Below are 17,198 nucleotides of genomic sequence, written 5' to 3'. Positions count from 1 at the left end.
GAAAAACAGACAAAAACAAAAGGGGCTAAACAAAAAGTTGGTTAGCCTCAATCCGGTTGATTTGAATTTTGAAAGGGAAACAGCCAAGCCTGTTTCTCTTTCTTCTCTCAAGCCCGAAATCCTTGCTATAGCTGGTGGGGGAGGGGGTGGCAAGATGTGATTTTGTTTCACAAAATCGCTTGTGCCTATCCGGCAGGGACTTTTAATCTGGCGATTAAAAGCTGGATTAATTCTGCGAATTAAGGTCTTAACAGTTAAAATTTATAAGCCATGTCACGATACAGAAATCCGAGAGTAAAAAAAACAGAAGCTGTTCGTGTTCGTTTTACTCCCCTGGAAAAGAAATTACTCCGCGACCGTTGTAAAAAGGAAGGCTATAAAAACCTGAGTAATTTTTTTCGGGCAAAGGTTCTGCGTCATCGTGAAATTAAAAAGATAGAAGTCTCCCCCGAATTTACCACCCTGATCAAAAGCCTGGATTTTAATCTGAATAAAATTGGTGTGAATCTCAACCAGGTGGCAAAACAGATAAATGCGAAAAAGAACAATGAGCTCACAGCTGCCGACCGCCATACACTTGACAGGGTACAACAGGAACTTAAAAAGTGTTTTTCCTCCCTTCAAAAATACATGGACCTGATCCGATAATTTCTTATTCAAGTGTTAGCATATGGTAATTGTGATGCATAAGAGTGCTTATACCGATAATGTAATGATGTATAACGAAAAGAAAGTAAACGAAGGAGTTGCCACACTTTTCCATTTTAAAAATACCAAGTCGGCCAATCCGTTTAACTACGATGAGCATCATCGCCTGAAGATCTTGCTGGATATTGAAGAGGAAAATCCTCGGGCATGGAATAAGTGTTTTCATGTTTCGTTTAACCCGTCAACTGAAGATTATAGGATACTTAACGATGCCACCATTAAACAGGAAATTGAAAATATGATGGAGCACATGGGCTATGGTCATCAGCCTTATTTTGTGTACCGTCACGAAGATTTGGAACGTGTTCATTTTCATGTGGTATCTACACGAATTGATTGTCTAACACATCAAAAGATAAAGGACAATTTTGAGCGGCTGAAGATGCAACGCTTTTTGCATCAACTGGAGGAGAAATACGATTTGCCCCTGAAAGAAAAACCACAGGAGGTTAACTTTCGTTTCTCGGCACGCAGCAGAAACATTAAAGAGAACCTGGAGAACTTGTTTAAGCACCTGAATGAAAAGGATGAACTCACTACAAAAGAATTGTATGACCAGGCTTTGTTATCTTTTAAGGTAGAGGTTCAAAAATCGGGAAGAGGCCATATTGTTGTGGTTTTGGGCGATGATGGAAAACCGGCGCGCTATCCCATTCGCTTGTCGAAGTTTAAAAATAAACCGAAGTTTTATTCCAAAGAAAACAGGTTGGCCGAACAAGAATTGATTGAAAAACAACAATCACAACAACAGAAGAAGCCAGATATGTCGGAAGTTGATTTGAGATCAGTCGGATTAGTAGCCAGAGATCTGAACCGCTTGGTGGAACACAGTAAATGGCATAAGGAAAATCCGAAGACTAAATATAAAACCCGAAAAAAGAAACGAGGAAAACGCTTCTGACAGAAATTTCGGGATGCCCGAAGGCTATTCTCGATTTTTTACGATAAGAACAACTGAATATCAATGATTAAAAACCAAAGATTATGTTATCAGATTTTTTTAGAATTAACTTACCTTACGGTATTGCAAAAAACAAAAACAACGAGTGGATGGCCTTTAGCCGGGAATATTTACCACTAGGTTATAATAGTGAGGATATTAAAGGCCTTCCGGGATTAAGCTATCTTGATCTTCCTGTTTATACCGGATATGAAAATATTCCGGATCATTTACTGTTGGAATTAGCTGACGAAGACCATGCTGTTCAGCGCGATAAAAATGGTGAAATAATCCGCTTGTTTTTGTATGACGATGGAACAAATCCGGTTAATCATGCGGAACCAAGAGAGGATCTATGGCAAAAGTATTTTAATAAACTTCAACGGCTTTCTGTATTAAAACGAAATAATATCTGGAAGTATATGTAATGAATAGATAATAAAATAATAAGTACCAAACCAATGAAAGAAATAGAAATTAAAGACAAACAAAAATACCTGGACGAGAATTACATTTTTGAGGATATCCCCGAGGTGTCGGACAGAAAAAGGTGTCTTCATTGCGGCGAAATAATAGTAGTAGGGAACTATAAAGTATATGCAGACGAGCAGGGTGATGAATATATTTATTGTCCGAATGCTCCCGCGTGCGATGGTACTATTATTGACTGGATGGATGATTAAGTATAAATTAAAAAGAGCCATTCAATAATGGCTCTTTCAATGTTAACCCCCAAACACACAGATGATCAGAACGATCATCTATTATAAATATAATTATTTTAAGATTAAATTTGGTTATAAATACGATCTAAAAAATCTATCGAATGGTACTTTCGATTTGAATCATGTTTTTTAGATTTTTCAATTGGACAATACTTGAATAAATAAGGCATAAAATCAGAGAGGTAAGAAATAAGTGCGATGGTTCTGCTTTTGGAACGCCGCATATAATAAGTTTTACGGGTGAGTAAGAGTAAAGAAACCTTGTATTTAATTGTAAAGCTACGCAACCCGAACCTCAACAAAACAATCATAATAGAAAATCTTACCCAAAAAAATAATTATGAGAAAACCACTAATCTATCTAGTTTTCATTTTTGCAATTACAGCTTGGTCGTGCGATAACAATGATAACAACAATTGTGATGGTATCGATTGTTTTACTCCTCCGTCGCCATTTTATTTTGAATTGGTTGATAAAACATCAGGAGAAAATCTTTTTACTACAGGGGTTTTAAACGCTGATGACATTAAGGTTATAAATCTTGATGACCAAAGCAATATTGATTTTGATTTTATCGATGAAAACGATGCAAATATTATTCGAATTCACACCATCGGTTGGGAAAACCAGATCGCTAATTATTCTATTGAAAGTTCAACGGAACATCTCTTTACATTGTTTGTCGATGCCGAAGTAATCAATGAAAATTGCTGTGCTTATACAAGGTACAATGAAATAGAAATAGACGGTTTGGATTTTGAACTGAATGAACACAGTGGAGTATATCAAATATTGGTTGAATAAGAACCAGACAATTATGAGATACCGTTTAAAAGTAAAGAATGTCACCTTAGCACTTATTATTCTGTGTTTTGTAAGCTGCAGCAAAGAAGAAGAACTTTCCATTTCAAACTTACAAGGTGTTTATATAGGCACCTTTACTGTTGAGTATTCCGAAGATCCTATTTTCTATGACGAAATGGAGCTTTCGAATGAAGTAACCATCGTATTTGAAAATGGAAATTATTCGTGTTCGAGTGGCGATAACCACATACCTGCAGGAGGCAGTGGAAATTTTGAGATAAAGGGAAATAAAATCATTTTTATTGATGAGAATGGATGGTATGCTGACTTTGACAGTAACTTAGTTTTAGACGGAGAATATGATATCAAAGCAGCTAATTCCGAAATCATAATTTCTGCCCATAAGGGAATTGGATTTTATAGGTATCAATTTAAAAAACAATAATAGCAGTCCTGTTAACATATTCCCATCCTTAAAAAGGAATAAAATTGGTTTCTCCATATAGATGGCAATTTGTGACCGGTAGCTTTTTGTTGCATATCCGGATCTGATAAGAAAGGTTAAAAAGAATACCCCTTAATATTCCACTTTACATAAATCCATAATCACGAAATAATTGCTAAATTGGGCATTCGTAAAAAATCAGAACCCATAATTATGACTGTCTCCGAATATTTAGCCGTTCTCAACAATCGTTTTCAATCGGGCATATCAAGCGAACACAGCTATCGTGGCGACTAGGAAAACCTTATCCGCACATTGGTTGCCGAAGTGGAAATAACCAACGAACCATCGAAAGTTACCGATTGCGGGAACCCCGATTATGTAATTACAAAGGGTAAAATACCCGTTGGTTATATCGAAGCCAAAGACATTGGCAAAGACCTGAACGGCAAACAATACAAGGAGCAGTTTACCCGCTATAAAAACGCACTCGACAACCTGATAATTACCGACTACCTCTGGTTCCGGTTTTTTAAAGAGGGCGAGCTTGTACACGAAATACGCATTGGCGAAATTGACGGAGACAGCATTAAGCCCCTGCCTGATAACTTTACCGGTTTCGAAAACCTGGTGCGCGATTTTTGTACCTACGTAGGGCAGACCATACGCTCGGGGAAAAAACTGGCCGGTATGATGGCGGCCAAAGCGCGTCTGTTGCAAAATATTGTTGAGCGCGCACTTACTGCCGACAACGAAAACGACGAAAACTCAACGCTAAACGATCAGTACGAATCGTTTAAAAACATACTGATACACGACCTCACACCAAAAGGATTTGCCGACATTTATGCGCAAACTCTGGCCTACGGAATGTTTGCCGCGCGTTACCACGACCAAACACCCGAAGACTTTAGCCGCTACGAGGCTGCCGAGTTGATACCCAAAACCAATCCTTTTCTGAAAAAACTGTTTACCTACATTGCCGGTCCCGATATCGACGAACGGATAAAACGCACGGTTGATAACCTGGCACTGGTTTTTAGGGCGGTAAACCTTGATGCCCTGCTGCATAACTTTGGCCGAAGCACACAAACACAAGATCCCATTATTCATTTTTACGAAACCTTTTTGGCCGAGTACGATGCCAAACTGCGTAAAGCGCGCGGTGTGTGGTACACCCCCGAGCCGGTGGTGAATTTTATTGTACGCGCCGTAGACGATATACTAAAAACCGAGTTCGACCTGCCACAGGGTTTGGCCGACACCGCAAAAACAAAAATAAAAGTGCCCGTGCAGGGCAGTAAAAAAATGCAGGAGTTGGAGGTGCACAAAGTACAGGTGCTCGACCCCGCCACCGGAACCGGAACCTTTTTGGCCGAAGTGGTAAAACACATTTACCACAAAAAGTTTATAAGTATGCAGGGAGCCTGGAGTGCCTATGTCGACGAGCACCTTATTCCGCGCCTTAATGGTTTCGAGCTGCTAATGGCATCCTACGCCATGGCACACCTAAAACTCGATATGTTGTTGCACGATACCGGCTACAAAATTTCCCCTCAGGCAGGGCGGGGTGGTACCAAACGTTTTAACATTTACCTTACCAACAGCCTCGAAAAACACCACCCCGACACCGGAACCCTGTGGGCCAACTGGCTAAGCAACGAAGTCAACGAAGCCAACCACATTAAACGCGATACACCAGTAATGTGCATTATTGGTAATCCACCATACAGTGTCAGTAGTTCTAATAAGTCAGAATGGATTGAAAAGTTAATGGTAGACTATAAAAGGGACCTAAATGAAAAGAATATAAATCCGTTGTCTGATGATTATCTAAAATTCTTCCGTTTTAGCCAATTTTTGCTACAAAAGAATAATGAAGGAGTCTTGGCATTTATTTCTAACAATGGATATATAGATGGTTTAATTCATCGTCAGTTCAGAAAGCAAATAATGGAATCTTTTGATTTAATATATATATTGGATCTACACGGTAGTGCTCTAAGGAAAGAACTTACACCAGAAGGGAACCCAGATAAAAACGTATTTGATATTCAGCAGGGGGTGGCTATTATCCTTATGATCAAAAAAACAAATAATAAAAATAATTGTGAAGTATATCATTACGACGTATGGGGAGATAGATCAATTAAGTATGATTTCCTTAATTCACATAGTTTAGCGCAAGTTGATTTTACAAAACTGAATCCAATTAAACCTAACTATTTCTTTTCTCCTAAAGATTTTTCTCTCGAAAAAAAATATTCAAAGGGGATAAAGATTAATGAACTTTTTGAAACTTACGCTACTGGTATTAAAACCGAAAGGGATTCTTTAGTAATAAGCTTTGACAAAGAGATAATACAACGGACTAAAGATGATTTAATAAATCTTGAGCCTGATAATTTTAGAAAGGTGTACGCTGAAAAGAAAGATGGAAGGGATTGGAAAATTATTAATGCTCAAAATGATTTAAAAAATAATTCACCTGAGTTAATTGAGATTGCATATCGACCCTTTGACAAAAGATACACATATTATACTGGTAAGTCTAAGGGATTTCATGCATATCCTAGAGAAAAGGTTTCAGAACACATAGTGAACAAAGATAATTATGCAATAGTATTTGAGAGGTCTTTTCCTGGTAATAGTTTTAATACTATTTTCATTTCAAACAAAATGATTGACTTACACTTACTAGGCACTGCATTTGCTAATGGTTATACTGCTCCTTTGTATAGATATTTTAATAGACATGGTGAACAAGAGATATTTGATCAGCAACAAGAGCGCATCCCCAACCTAAATGCCAAAATAGTACAGCAAATAGCCAAAGCCACCGGCTTAACGTTTACACCCGAGGTAGAAGACGGCGAGTTTACTTTTGCGCCCATCGAAATACTTGATTATATTTATGCGGTGCTGCATTCGCCTGCCTACCGCGCCAAATACAAAGAGTTTTTAAAAATTGATTTTCCGCGGGTGCCATACCCCAAAAACAAACAACACTTTTGGCACTTAACAGAATTGGGTGGTCAACTGCGCGAAATACATTTGCTCGAAAGCCGTTTGGTAGAGCAAGCCATAACCACTTACCCCGAGGCCGGTACCAACGAGGTAGATAAACCCGTGTTTAAAATGTATGATTATGACTGCACGCCTCCGGGCGAAGAACACCCCGATTATTTAGGCGATGTATACATTAACAGCACCCAATATTTTGCCAATGTGCCGCAAAGTGCCTGGGAATTTTATATTGGCGGCTACCAGCCTGCACAAAAATGGCTAAAAGACCGCAAAGGCCGCACACTAACATTCCACGATATTGAACACTACCAAAAAATAATAGTAGCCCTCACCGAAACCGGCCGGTTGATGAAAGAGATTGATTTGGTTGGAGTGGAATAAATAATTCCCAAAGATTTAAGAACTGAAAACAAATACATACGATTAAAACTCAAACCTAATTTCTAATAATTAACCATGGCAGAATTTTTAACAACCAACGGAATTTCTTACTGGATAGAAAATATTATCATAGAGTCGAAAAGGGAGCTTACATTGGTTTCTCCTTACCTTCAACTATCTAAAACCTTTTTTGAAAGATTAAAAGACGCTTCGAATAGAAAAGTAAAAATTGTAATAATTTATGGCAAAGACGATTTAAAGCCAAATGAGCGCAACTCGCTTGCCGAATTAAATGTTGAGTTATATTTCTTTGAGAACTTGCACGCAAAATGTTATTACAACGAAAGTGATATGGTAATAACTTCCATGAATATGTATGAATTTTCGGAGAAGAATAACCGTGAGATGGGAGTTCGCATTACAAAAGAAGATGATTCAAACCTTTATGAAAAGGCTGTTAACGAAACCAAATCAATAATCCAGTCATCAGAGGTAATTCAACTTGCTCGCACAAACCGCCAGTTTTTTAATGAGAAAAACTCAACAGAGAATAAATCTGAAAACAAAAAGAACAAAAGAGGTTATTGCATCCGTTGTGAGACACGAATCCCTTACGACATTGAAAGACCATATTGTTGGGAATGTTTTTCAACGTGGGCTCAATTTGAGAATCCCGAGTATGAAGAGAATGTTTGCCACAGTTGCGGCGAATTTGAGAATACCTCAATGCTAAAACCAGTTTGTTATAATTGCTACAGAAAATTTGAGAAATAGAGGGCGGTATCAGTAAAAGAATAGTGCCAGCCCGGATTAAAAAAGCAGCGGCGCCATCATCCTCGCTGTCGCGCGAATCCTTTCGTGTCCTGTTGAAAACAAATAGGAAGAAAATAGTAAGATTGGAAGAACAACTAAATCGGAACAAAGATTAATAACAATATGGAATACTACGGATCTTGTTTGTGCAAAGCAGTTCAATTTAAAGTTGTTGGCGATTTCGAAAGTTTTTATTTGTGTCATTGCAGCTATTGCCGGAAAGATACCGGATCGGCGCATGCCGCCAATTTATTTTCAACAAGTGCTAGGTTGGAATGGATAAAAACGGAAACCAAAATCCGGGTTTTTCAGCTGCCCGAAACCAATCATGCCAAAGCTTTTTGTGCAACATGCGGTTCGGCATTACCCAACCTACAAATGAATGGTAAACTTTTGGTGGTTCCGGCCGGATGTTTGGATAGTGCATTGAATAAACGACCCGATGCCCATCTGTTTATTTCCAGTAAAGCGGCTTGGGATGAGGCGCTGGAGGAAATAAAAAGGTTTGAACGTTTGCCCGACTAATTCAGCAATAAATACCGCATCTCGTCGGCCTGTTTTCAAAAAATAACATTATGTACGCAACCTGTTCGAACTAAAATTCATCTATCTCTTTAAATATCAGAACTCAACTAATAACGTAACCTTATGAAACAGCTCTTGTATTTGTTCTTAATTGTTTTTTTAGTTGGATGTGAGGATGAGTATGAAGATATTTATCGATACTCGAAAATAATTACTCAATCGAAAGATTATCCGGTTTATCTGGATATGGGTGAAGTTGGAAAAATACAGGTAAAAGCTGAATCACCCCAGGAATCTCCTTTTAAAATTGTTTCAAATGATAACTACTATTTCGTAGGTGAGTTACTCAAAGGAGTTCACGTTTATGAAAAGAATGGGGAGAGTTTAAGTTATCAGTGTTTTATTGAGTGCAAGTATATAAAAGACTTTGAAATTGCCGGGAACCTTTTTTATTGTAACAATCTTGTAGACTTGGTAATTCTTGATGTAAGCGAACCGCTTCAGGCAACTCTTTTACATCGGGAAGAGAATTATTTTAACCACTTCACAAGCTATAAAACTGGATGGAATATTCCCTATGAAGAGGGGAAAGGACTTATTGTTGGATCAGAGAGGCATGAACTTACTGGAGTGGTAACAGAAAAGGATCCCAATCTTGATTTTGGAGAATACGATAAGCTCTACGATAGTTTGACAACTAAAGAAATTCCTGATTTCTGGTTTACAGAACAACCTGTTTTTGACAAGCCATATATTGGAATGATACAGCTGGGCTTGGAAGAAATACGCAGTTACGGCAGTTACAATAGTTGGGCTATCTGTGCATATCGGTCGGGAGCTTTTAGTTCAAGGGAAGAAGATTTATGGACCGAGCCATGGGGAAATTATGCTCCTCCTTACTACTATTCAAATGCTTACCCGGTACGAATGTTCTTTCAGGACAGTCTGGTTTTTATTTTGGGTGTTGAAACTAATGGCGCCAGAGGTTATTCGGATTGTATGGTTTATGATGAAAGATACCCGGTAAGTTATCATCTGTATTTTCCCACGTTCAGACCAATAGATATTACTTATTTACCTGGTATGCAGGTTTTCTACGTTTTGTCAGGTCAATCAATATGGGGTGGATATAAAAGCAATGAATCAGCCTACATGGAAAGATATGTAGATTATGAAATACCAACAAATGCCACATCAATATTCAGAGTTGAAAACCATTTAATTACTCTTGGCAACGAACTAGCGGTATACATTCCAGCAGAAGACGAACTTCAGCTTGTTACCAACTACTCTGATATTTCCGGAACCTGTTGGTCGAAGGACGGAAATGTGCTGGCCGTAGCAAATGCACAAGGATTATTTCTGTATGATATTAGTAATCTTGAAAATATAAAACTAATCCCATAAAATACTGCTTATGAAAAAGATTTGTCTGATCACTTTATCGTTTATGTTCGCACTCAGTAGTTTTGCTCAACCTGTAAATGAGCTGAATACCAATCTAAAAAATGATGCAAGTCAAAGCATTCTTACTAACAGAAAAGCAAAAGGATATTATAATTTAATGCAATTCAGCCTTTTATTTGGTAACAAGCAGGTAACCGATCAGGTAATTTATTACCAACCCTATGATTATGATGCGTATCCGCTGATCGATTATGCCAATATATCTACTCAGGCAAATACCCACAGCGAACTTACGGCTATTCCTTCATTCACCATTACCAATGGCTATATGTTCAACGAACATTGGGCGGCCGGAGTTGGAGTTGGATTTGAAATTTTTGATCACAATCTCTATCCGCTTTTTGCAGAATTACGTTACACATTCTGGGATGATAAAATTTCTCCGTTTATCGTACTCAAAGGAGGACATTCATTTGGGAGTTTTAAAGCCAAACACTACGATGAACTCTATTTGGATTGGTCTCCTTATAGTATTACCGATTGCGAACTTCGGAATTATGGAGGCTTAATGTTTAATCCCGAAGTAGGAGTAAAAGTGCCGTTAAACGAAAACAGCGATTTATTATTTACGGCGGCATACCGGCATCAGAAAACAAAATCCACAGCACGAAAGGATTACGGCAATAATCAGTTTGATGAGTGGGAGCACAAAGAGGATCTCAACCGGCTTTCGTTTGGTGTCGCCATTATGTTTCGGTAAGATATTGTTCGAATTTATATTAACAATTATAAATAAACACAAACACTATGAAAACAAAGCTATTCTCCGCCGCAGTTTTACTTTTGTTCCTATTTAATGCTTGCACTGAAGATGAAACTAGTGATGTCAAATACAATGAAATGTACCTTGCCGCTTTAATGGATTCAGGTCAGGACAACTATGAGGACAGCTATCGCGAAAACTACAATGACTATGAAGAAAATCCTTTCATAAAAGTTAGTGATCAACCGATTTCTACATTCTCGGTTGATGCCGATGGCGGATCGTATGCGAATATGAGACGCTTCTTATATTTAGGTCAAACGCCACCTAAAGCTTCGGTACGAATTGAAGAATACCTCAATTATTTTACTTTCGATTACGCTGAACCGACAAGTGGTGAAAATGTATCGTTGAATTCTGAAATAGCAAGTTGCCCTTGGAATACGGATCATTATCTTATGCGTTTAGGAATGAAGGGAAAAACCATTCCTGAGAATGAACTGCCAAATTCGAACTATGTTTTTTTAATCGATGTCTCCGGCTCGATGAATTCCCCGGAGAAACTAGGTATTCTTAAGTCGGGATTTAAAACCATGACAGATAACTTAAAGGACCAGGATAAAATTGCAATTGTTACCTATGCCGGAGAGGCCGGTGTATTACTCCCTTCGACATATGGAGATGAGAAGGATAAAATTAAAGAAGCAATAAATAAACTTGGTGCCGGTGGTTCTACTGCAGGTGCAGCCGGAATATTAACGGCTTACGATATTGCAGAAGAAAACTACATTCAGGATGGCAACAACCGGGTGATTTTAGGTTCTGACGGAGATTTTAATGTTGGTCCGTCGTCAACCGATGAGTTGGTTGAATTGATTGAAGAAAAACGCGAATCGGGAATTTATTTAACTGTACTGGGTGTTGGAAGTGGAAACCTGAACGACCATATGATGGAGCAAATTGCCAATAAAGGAAATGGTAATTACGAATACATCGACAATGCCAATCAGATACAAAAAGTGTTTACACACGAATTTGGTAAATTCTTCACGGTCGCAAAAGATTCAAAAATACAGTTGACATTTAATGAAAACAGGGTTGACTCTTACCGCCTTATTGGTTACGAGAACCGAAGTCTGGAAAATGAAGATTTTGAAAACGATTCAACCGATGCCGGAGAAATAGGTTCTTCGCAAACCATTACAGCGCTTTACGAACTGGTGCTTACTGATGGAACAATGAATGAAAAATTTGCACAATTCGATTTTAGGTATAAAAAGCCAAACGCAAGCGAAAGCCAATTGATAATGCACGAAGTAAATGGCACCGCACAAGATATCGCTGCATCATCAGAGAACATGAAATTTGCTGCTGCTGTTGGTGGATTGGGACTTGTAATGAAACAATCAGAATACAAAGGAACCGCCTCGAAAAAATTGGTTCTTGACCTGCTCGAAAATTCGGTTTCTTTCGATCCATTCGGATATCGACAGGAGTTTATAGGGTTGGTATCTGACTGGCAGGAATAGTATTGTCCACCTATACGAGGTTAGTCCGAATTTGTGAATTGATCCTATATATTTCTCTTTATAATTCTGCTCATTTTATTGATTTAAATAGCTTAATTTCAAATCAATTTGTGACTTTCTGTCCTGCGGAACCTTTAGCCAGTGCAGTGCTGGTTCCAGTGCGGAAAAGACCTGGTATTTTGAAGAATGTTTATAGCTTCGAACATACTGTACCGCTTTATTGAGCAATGATTCGGAAGTAAGGATGGCAAATTTATTTAATCCCGTATCATCAATTTTATCAAATACAAAGTGGCTAAGATCTTCAATTTCTGCAAAGTTTAACCCTGTATTTGCTTTTCTGATATCAATTAAGATGGAATATTCCTTTCGGAAAAATGGATTGCTTTTTAAATCAGTAATTACTCTTTCAACACTTTGCTGATCGAGTAAATTATTGTGGGAAACAATTATTAATCCTAAACTTTCAATGATATGAAGATTCTCACTTGAAGACAACATTATTTCTTAATTGGTAATACTGGGATTAAAGTAAGCTAATTTTTTTATATCTGAGATAACAGCAATTATATTCCTGAAAATTGTTATTTAATTAGCTTATCAACTAACAATCACGTCAAAATTCTTCAACGCCCAGCTCACCATCATATCAACAGCTGGCATAAATTCCTTGCCGGTTTTAGTAAGCGAATATTCAACACGTGGAGGAATTTCTGCATACATTTTCCTGTTGATTAATTTATCCTCCTCCAGACGTTTCAGTGTACTCGAAAGCATTTTCTGAGAAATATCCGGAATGGATTTGTTTAATTCCTTATACCGCATAATACCATTCTGATTAAGCGTACCTAAAATTAATAGCGACCATTTATCACTCATTCGGTTTATAACATTTCGGATGGGGCAGGTTGGGTAAAGCGGATCTAATTTACGCATAATTACTGTTTTTAATTCATCACAAAACTAACCAATAATCTCTTTTGGAGAGTAAAAGGACTAAATGAATGTTACCATTTGTGAAAAGATTAACTTTTTTAAAAATATTTTCAGGTTGTAAATGTCTGATAATCTGCAATTCTAACCTCTAGGTTAGGTAACGAACCTGTTTGCACATGTGTAGCCGGATGCCGAATTTTGAAGTATTCAAACAATAAAAAATAATGATGTTATGAAAAATTTGATAGTTAAAAATGTAGAAACTTTGGAAGGTCAGCTTATCGACCGTGACGGAAATCAGTTTACCCAGAAAAACATTATTCCTGACGAAGAGACTTCAAAGTGCAGAGCCAATTTTGTGGAGGTAGATCCCGGAAATTACGCTTACGGTTATCATTACCATGAAAGCAACGAAGAAGTTTTTTACTTCATCAGTGGAACCGGTGTGGTTCGTACAATCGATGGAGAAATAACTGTAAAAGCTGGCGATGTTATTGGATTCCCAACCGGTGAAAAAGGAGCGCATGTAGTGTTGAATAAATCGGAAAACGAGAAACTCGTTTATATCGATTTTGGAACAACCAGTCTTCCGGAAGTAGTTCATCTTCCCGATTTCAATAAAATAATGGTGATTAGTGGGGAAGTGAATGGTGTTTACGATAAGTAGTAGAAGGAACACCATTTTAAAAACGACAGAAGAACTTTTCCAAAGTTTCAAACTTTGGAAAAGTTCTTCTTCTGATTTCTGTAAAAGCTGTTTTAAAATCTCATAAACTTATAAATATGAAAAAAGGATTGTTTGTTTTCGTAGTATCAATATTAGTGGCTACTGTTTTTAATGTGCATAAAGCAAGTGCCATTGATAAACAACAAAAAGATACAGCGGCCATAAAAAGCATAATTGAAGCGTACAAAAAGTCCATTAACCTGGCCGATACAACACTGGCAGCAACTTTTTGGTTAACAACTACGGAAGTTAGTTTTATACACCCAAAAGGGCATGAAAAAGGCTGGGAAGAAATCAAATCCGGTATCTATGGAATGTTTGGAAGCCGTTTTTCCAAACGCGATTTAAAAAGTTATAATGAAACTATTCAGCTTTACGGCGACATGGCAGTAGTTGAGTTTTACTGGATTTATGATGCTGTCTTTAGTGGAGAGAATCCGGAATCAATGCAAAGCAAAGGTCGGGAAACACAGGTATTGAAAAAGATTGGAGAAGAATGGAGAATTGTCCATGTACATTATTCCGGCATGCCAAAAAACGGAGAAAGGGAAGGATTTTAAAATTCGATTACGCAATCTCAAATCAGTAAAAAATATATAGCTATGAGAATTAAAAAATTAATCTTTCTTATAAATCTGGTTGTTATGCTTTCCTTATCTGGTAAGGCACAACAAATCCAAAGAACATCATACGGTAACAATCCCGATGCCGGACATTATGTGCAGGCAGGCGATGCAAAACTGTATTACGAAGTTTATGGCAGTGGCGAACCTATTATTTTGTTGCATGGTGGAATAATGGGATCGATTGATGAAATGGCTGGTTTTATTGAAAAACTAAATCAGAATTACCAGGTAATTGCCATGGCTACGCGTGGTCATACCAAATCAGAAATAGGTACTGCTAAAATAACCTACGAGTTAAAAGCCAACGATGTAATGGCAGTGGTTAATGCAGTTACCGGCGGCAGTGTTACTCTGCTCGGTTTTAGTGATGGTGCATACACTGGCTATAAGGTTGCAAGCATGTACCCCGACCGGGTAAAAAAGCTAATTGCCATTGGTGCAGGCGAACAAATACCCGGATTACGAAAAGTAGTTTTTGATATGAAGCCGGAAGGTGATATGTGGAAGGAAAAACTGGCATTGATGCCCGAACCAGACCGAATCGAAGATTTCTGGAAAGACATGGAGAGCTTTTACAATACCATGGAGGCAAGTAAAGAGTTGTTTATGTCCATAGAATGTCCTGTTCTGGTAATGGCAGGCGAACGCGACCTGAATGCTCCGTTGCCAAACGTTATTAATGCTTATAACATGATTCCCAACAGTCAACTGAGTATTATTCCGAACACCGGACATGTGGTGTTTATGCAAAACTTCCCTGCGGTATGGGAAAGTATTGCTCCGTTTTTAAACGACTAGTAAAATATTGAAGATCAAATAAAAAATCATTAATTATTAAAATTTTAAACTATGAAATTTGTAAAAGTATTCTTTCTCGCAATAACAGTTATGGTTGTTGCAAACAACGCAAGCATTGCACAGGAAAAACCCGCAACCGAAGTAAACAAACTAATGGTGCTTTGGACCAGCGACGACCCAATGGTTGCTGAACGTGTAGCTCTGATGTACACCGGAGTTGCCAAACAATTCGGACTTTTCGAAGAAGTTTCTGTGATAATCTGGGGGCCATCAGCAAAACTGGTTGCCGAAAACAAAGATGTTCAGGCTAAACTGAAAGACATGATGGAAAAAGGAGTTGAGTTGAATGCCTGTGTTACCTGTGCCAATATGTACGGGGTAACCGACCAGCTAAAAGGGCTTGGTATAAATGTAGATATTATGGGGGCACCGCTTACCAATGCTATAAAGGCGACGGATACCAGTGTGTTAACATTTTAATTGCAAGTCTTGTTTTTAACCCAAATTGATGAACTTGGGGCAGATTTGTATTTAAGTTAAGTACAGTGAATTGGTGCAATAATGGATTTCATTCATTGTTGTATCAATTCAAGTTCCTATACTCATTAGGAGTATAACCAGTTTCGTTTTTAAACATTCTGCTAAAATGCTGTGAATATTTAAATCCTAATTCATAGGCAACTTCACGTGCTGTTTTGTCTGATTCGAAAATCTTCTTCTTGGCAATTTCGATGATTTTGATCTGTACATATTCCTTTGCGGATTTCCCGGTTTCTCTCTTCATTAAATCACCAAAATAATTGGATGACAAATTAAGTTCATCAGCAAAGTAGGCTACCGAAGGCAATCCCAGCGTCTGTGGTTTGTCCGATGAATAATAGTCATTCAGTAACAGCTCAAACTTTTCAAGAATACCTTTGTTTTCATTATCCCTGGTGATAAACTGTCGATCATAGAAACGTTCACAGTACTTCAATAGTAGCTCAATATTTGCCGATATAATTTCTTTACTGTGTTTATCCACCGCATGTTCCAGTTCATATTTAATCTTTCCAAAACTGTCCATTATCATCTGACGCTCACGTTCTGAAATATGTAGAGCTTCATTTGTATTGTAATCGAAGAAGGAATATTTCTCGATATGCCGTCCTAAATCAGTTCCCATTATTAAATCCGGGTGAAAAATTACACCATGTCCTTTGGGTTGATATAACTCTACACTTGGCTCCATATCCAGAATTTGTCCCGGAGCAATAAATATTAAGGTACCTTCCTGGTAGTCGTAAGTATTTTTTCCATACCTCAAATCTCCGCAATGCACGTCTTTGAGTAATACTAAGTAAAATCCAAAATAAGTTCGTATTAATCTCCGTGGATCAGCTTTCGAGAAATCAATTACACTTACCAGTGGATGTAAGGTCTCATGATTATTAAAAATATTGTATTCAGTTACCGTCTCAAATCTGTTCATCTTTTCCATTTCATCTTATTTAATAAATCAAATTTAAGCATTCTCATCATGCAATGAAACTCGTTAACGCTAATTCAGTAAAAATGGTACACAATACCGTAATTTCTATACAAATTGCTATACTACAACGCCTTACATTTGTAATGTGAAATTTTAACAAAATGAAAATGGAAAATTCTTATAACAACTTAGATTCAGTTTGGAAGTCATCAGCCGCCTTTGTTGAGCGTGCAAAAAAATGGAATTTATATTTCCTGTTTATAGTTGTAATAAGCTTCTCTTCTTGTACAACAACAAATAACGATTTGTTGCTGATTAAGGATCAGGGAAGTTTTGCCGTTGGAGGAACAGTAAAAGAGAATCCCGGTACGTTTAATACCATTACACGTACACCTGAAGGACAAACTTTTCATGGCGATCATGCTTATGTATTTTATCAGATACCGGCAGAAGCACACGAATACCCGTTGGTAATGTGGCATGGCATTGGTCAGTTCTCAAAAACCTTTGAAACTACACCAGATGGCAGAGAAGGATTTCAGAACCTGTTTTTGCGCAAAAAGTATAGCGTG

19 protein-coding genes and 1 pseudogene are annotated in these 17,198 nt (G+C 37.8%); 17 read left to right on the top strand and 3 right to left on the bottom strand.

Going from position 1 to position 17,198, the window contains the following annotated elements; translation table 11 throughout:
• Positions 1 to 270 precede the first annotated feature (270 nt).
• From mobC to ABZB17_RS09865, 12 genes are all read left to right on the top strand, one after another.
• Entirely contained in the window at positions 271 to 648 is a 378-nt protein-coding gene (gene mobC, locus ABZB17_RS09920) for a plasmid mobilization relaxosome protein MobC (RefSeq protein ID WP_372649841.1), read from the top strand.
• 22 nt (positions 649 to 670) lie between these two features.
• Entirely contained in the window at positions 671 to 1,609 is a 939-nt protein-coding gene (locus tag ABZB17_RS09915; protein ID WP_372649839.1) for a relaxase/mobilization nuclease domain-containing protein, read from the top strand.
• A gap of 83 nt (positions 1,610 to 1,692) precedes the next feature.
• Entirely contained in the window at positions 1,693 to 2,076 is a 384-nt protein-coding gene (locus tag ABZB17_RS09910) for a hypothetical protein (RefSeq protein ID WP_372649837.1), read from the top strand.
• 33 nt (positions 2,077 to 2,109) lie between these two features.
• Complete coding sequence (locus tag ABZB17_RS09905) at positions 2,110 to 2,331, top strand: hypothetical protein (RefSeq protein WP_372649835.1); 222 nt, start codon at positions 2,110 to 2,112, stop codon at positions 2,329 to 2,331.
• Between the two features lie 382 nt (positions 2,332 to 2,713).
• Entirely contained in the window at positions 2,714 to 3,178 is a 465-nt protein-coding gene (locus tag ABZB17_RS09900) for a hypothetical protein (RefSeq protein ID WP_372649833.1), read from the top strand.
• A 13-nt stretch (positions 3,179 to 3,191) separates the two neighbouring features.
• Entirely contained in the window at positions 3,192 to 3,623 is a 432-nt protein-coding gene (locus ABZB17_RS09895) for a hypothetical protein (protein WP_372649831.1), read from the top strand.
• 327 nt (positions 3,624 to 3,950) lie between these two features.
• Complete coding sequence (locus ABZB17_RS09890) at positions 3,951 to 7,031, top strand: type ISP restriction/modification enzyme (protein ID WP_372649829.1); 3,081 nt, start codon at positions 3,951 to 3,953, stop codon at positions 7,029 to 7,031.
• A 75-nt stretch (positions 7,032 to 7,106) separates the two neighbouring features.
• Positions 7,107 to 7,805, top strand: coding sequence for a phospholipase D family protein (locus ABZB17_RS09885; RefSeq protein ID WP_297098888.1), 699 nt, complete (start codon positions 7,107 to 7,109; stop codon positions 7,803 to 7,805).
• A gap of 162 nt (positions 7,806 to 7,967) precedes the next feature.
• On the top strand, positions 7,968 to 8,369 hold the full coding sequence (locus tag ABZB17_RS09880) for a GFA family protein (protein ID WP_297098886.1): 402 nt from the start codon (positions 7,968 to 7,970) through the stop codon (positions 8,367 to 8,369).
• Between the two features lie 123 nt (positions 8,370 to 8,492).
• Positions 8,493 to 9,776, top strand: a complete 1,284-nt coding sequence (locus ABZB17_RS09875) for a hypothetical protein (RefSeq protein ID WP_297098884.1) — start codon at positions 8,493 to 8,495, stop codon at positions 9,774 to 9,776.
• Between the two features lie 10 nt (positions 9,777 to 9,786).
• Positions 9,787 to 10,536, top strand: coding sequence for a hypothetical protein (locus ABZB17_RS09870; protein ID WP_297098882.1), 750 nt, complete (start codon positions 9,787 to 9,789; stop codon positions 10,534 to 10,536).
• Positions 10,537 to 10,583: 47 nt separating this feature from the next.
• The gene (locus ABZB17_RS09865) at positions 10,584 to 12,068 is read left to right on the top strand and encodes a von Willebrand factor type A domain-containing protein (protein ID WP_372649826.1); all 1,485 of its coding nucleotides are present in this window, start codon (positions 10,584 to 10,586) and stop codon (positions 12,066 to 12,068) included.
• A 75-nt stretch (positions 12,069 to 12,143) separates the two neighbouring features.
• On the opposite strand, the gene ABZB17_RS09860 is transcribed toward ABZB17_RS09865, so the two are convergent.
• Together ABZB17_RS09860 and ABZB17_RS09855 are read right to left on the bottom strand one after the other, a co-directional pair.
• Positions 12,144 to 12,569 (bottom strand): hypothetical protein, encoded by a 426-nt coding sequence (locus ABZB17_RS09860; RefSeq protein ID WP_372649824.1) that lies wholly within the window; start codon positions 12,567 to 12,569, stop codon positions 12,144 to 12,146.
• 99 nt (positions 12,570 to 12,668) lie between these two features.
• On the bottom strand, positions 12,669 to 13,004 hold the full coding sequence (locus tag ABZB17_RS09855; RefSeq protein ID WP_297098877.1) for a helix-turn-helix domain-containing protein: 336 nt from the start codon (positions 13,002 to 13,004) through the stop codon (positions 12,669 to 12,671).
• Positions 13,005 to 13,236: 232 nt separating this feature from the next.
• On the opposite strand from ABZB17_RS09855, the gene ABZB17_RS09850 reads away from it, so the two are divergent.
• The 4 genes from ABZB17_RS09850 to ABZB17_RS09835 all read left to right on the top strand — a co-directional run bounded on the left by ABZB17_RS09850 (position 13,237) and on the right by ABZB17_RS09835 (position 15,635).
• Positions 13,237 to 13,671, top strand: a complete 435-nt coding sequence (locus ABZB17_RS09850; protein WP_297098875.1) for a cupin domain-containing protein — start codon at positions 13,237 to 13,239, stop codon at positions 13,669 to 13,671.
• A gap of 116 nt (positions 13,672 to 13,787) precedes the next feature.
• Positions 13,788 to 14,291 carry a nuclear transport factor 2 family protein gene (locus tag ABZB17_RS09845; RefSeq protein WP_297098873.1) on the top strand — a complete coding sequence of 168 codons (504 nt, stop codon included), beginning with the start codon at positions 13,788 to 13,790 and terminating at the stop codon, positions 14,289 to 14,291.
• Positions 14,292 to 14,333: 42 nt separating this feature from the next.
• Entirely contained in the window at positions 14,334 to 15,155 is an 822-nt protein-coding gene (locus tag ABZB17_RS09840) for an alpha/beta fold hydrolase (protein ID WP_297098871.1), read from the top strand.
• 51 nt (positions 15,156 to 15,206) lie between these two features.
• Positions 15,207 to 15,635: a DsrE family protein gene (locus ABZB17_RS09835; RefSeq protein ID WP_297098869.1), complete on the top strand. Its 429-nt coding sequence runs from the start codon at positions 15,207 to 15,209 to the stop codon at positions 15,633 to 15,635.
• Between the two features lie 103 nt (positions 15,636 to 15,738).
• Here ABZB17_RS09835 and ABZB17_RS09830 read toward each other — a convergent pair whose 3' ends face one another.
• Positions 15,739 to 16,626, bottom strand: coding sequence for an AraC family transcriptional regulator (locus ABZB17_RS09830; RefSeq protein ID WP_297098867.1), 888 nt, complete (start codon positions 16,624 to 16,626; stop codon positions 15,739 to 15,741).
• A gap of 167 nt (positions 16,627 to 16,793) precedes the next feature.
• Here ABZB17_RS09830 and ABZB17_RS09825 point away from each other — a divergent pair.
• Positions 16,794 to 17,198: pseudogene (locus tag ABZB17_RS09825) on the top strand (hypothetical protein); the annotation flags it as partial.

Origin of the sequence: Draconibacterium sp., from assembly GCF_041583095.1 — a bacterium.
GTDB lineage: Bacteria > Bacteroidota > Bacteroidia > Bacteroidales > Prolixibacteraceae > Draconibacterium.
The sequence above is the reverse complement of the archived record's forward strand: the minus strand, read 5'-3'. Positions and strand labels throughout refer to the sequence as shown.

Bases quoted from the DNA above. Each gene is read 5' to 3' on its own strand.
- mobC (WP_372649841.1), top strand. From the start codon at position 271: ATGTCACGATACAGAAATCCGAGAGTAAAAAAAACAGAAGCTGTTCGT.
- ABZB17_RS09915 (WP_372649839.1), top strand. From the start codon at position 671: ATGGTAATTGTGATGCATAAGAGTGCTTATACCGATAATGTAATGATG.
- ABZB17_RS09910 (WP_372649837.1), top strand. From the start codon at position 1,693: ATGTTATCAGATTTTTTTAGAATTAACTTACCTTACGGTATTGCAAAA.
- ABZB17_RS09905 (WP_372649835.1), top strand. From the start codon at position 2,110: ATGAAAGAAATAGAAATTAAAGACAAACAAAAATACCTGGACGAGAAT.
- ABZB17_RS09900 (WP_372649833.1), top strand. From the start codon at position 2,714: ATGAGAAAACCACTAATCTATCTAGTTTTCATTTTTGCAATTACAGCT.
- ABZB17_RS09895 (WP_372649831.1), top strand. From the start codon at position 3,192: ATGAGATACCGTTTAAAAGTAAAGAATGTCACCTTAGCACTTATTATT.
- ABZB17_RS09885 (WP_297098888.1), top strand. From the start codon at position 7,107: ATGGCAGAATTTTTAACAACCAACGGAATTTCTTACTGGATAGAAAAT.
- ABZB17_RS09880 (WP_297098886.1), top strand. From the start codon at position 7,968: ATGGAATACTACGGATCTTGTTTGTGCAAAGCAGTTCAATTTAAAGTT.
- ABZB17_RS09875 (WP_297098884.1), top strand. From the start codon at position 8,493: ATGAAACAGCTCTTGTATTTGTTCTTAATTGTTTTTTTAGTTGGATGT.
- ABZB17_RS09870 (WP_297098882.1), top strand. From the start codon at position 9,787: ATGAAAAAGATTTGTCTGATCACTTTATCGTTTATGTTCGCACTCAGT.
- ABZB17_RS09865 (WP_372649826.1), top strand. From the start codon at position 10,584: ATGAAAACAAAGCTATTCTCCGCCGCAGTTTTACTTTTGTTCCTATTT.
- ABZB17_RS09860 (WP_372649824.1), bottom strand. From the start codon at position 12,569: ATGTTGTCTTCAAGTGAGAATCTTCATATCATTGAAAGTTTAGGATTA.
- ABZB17_RS09855 (WP_297098877.1), bottom strand. From the start codon at position 13,004: ATGCGTAAATTAGATCCGCTTTACCCAACCTGCCCCATCCGAAATGTT.
- ABZB17_RS09850 (WP_297098875.1), top strand. From the start codon at position 13,237: ATGAAAAATTTGATAGTTAAAAATGTAGAAACTTTGGAAGGTCAGCTT.
- ABZB17_RS09845 (WP_297098873.1), top strand. From the start codon at position 13,788: ATGAAAAAAGGATTGTTTGTTTTCGTAGTATCAATATTAGTGGCTACT.
- ABZB17_RS09840 (WP_297098871.1), top strand. From the start codon at position 14,334: ATGAGAATTAAAAAATTAATCTTTCTTATAAATCTGGTTGTTATGCTT.
- ABZB17_RS09835 (WP_297098869.1), top strand. From the start codon at position 15,207: ATGAAATTTGTAAAAGTATTCTTTCTCGCAATAACAGTTATGGTTGTT.
- ABZB17_RS09830 (WP_297098867.1), bottom strand. From the start codon at position 16,626: ATGAACAGATTTGAGACGGTAACTGAATACAATATTTTTAATAATCAT.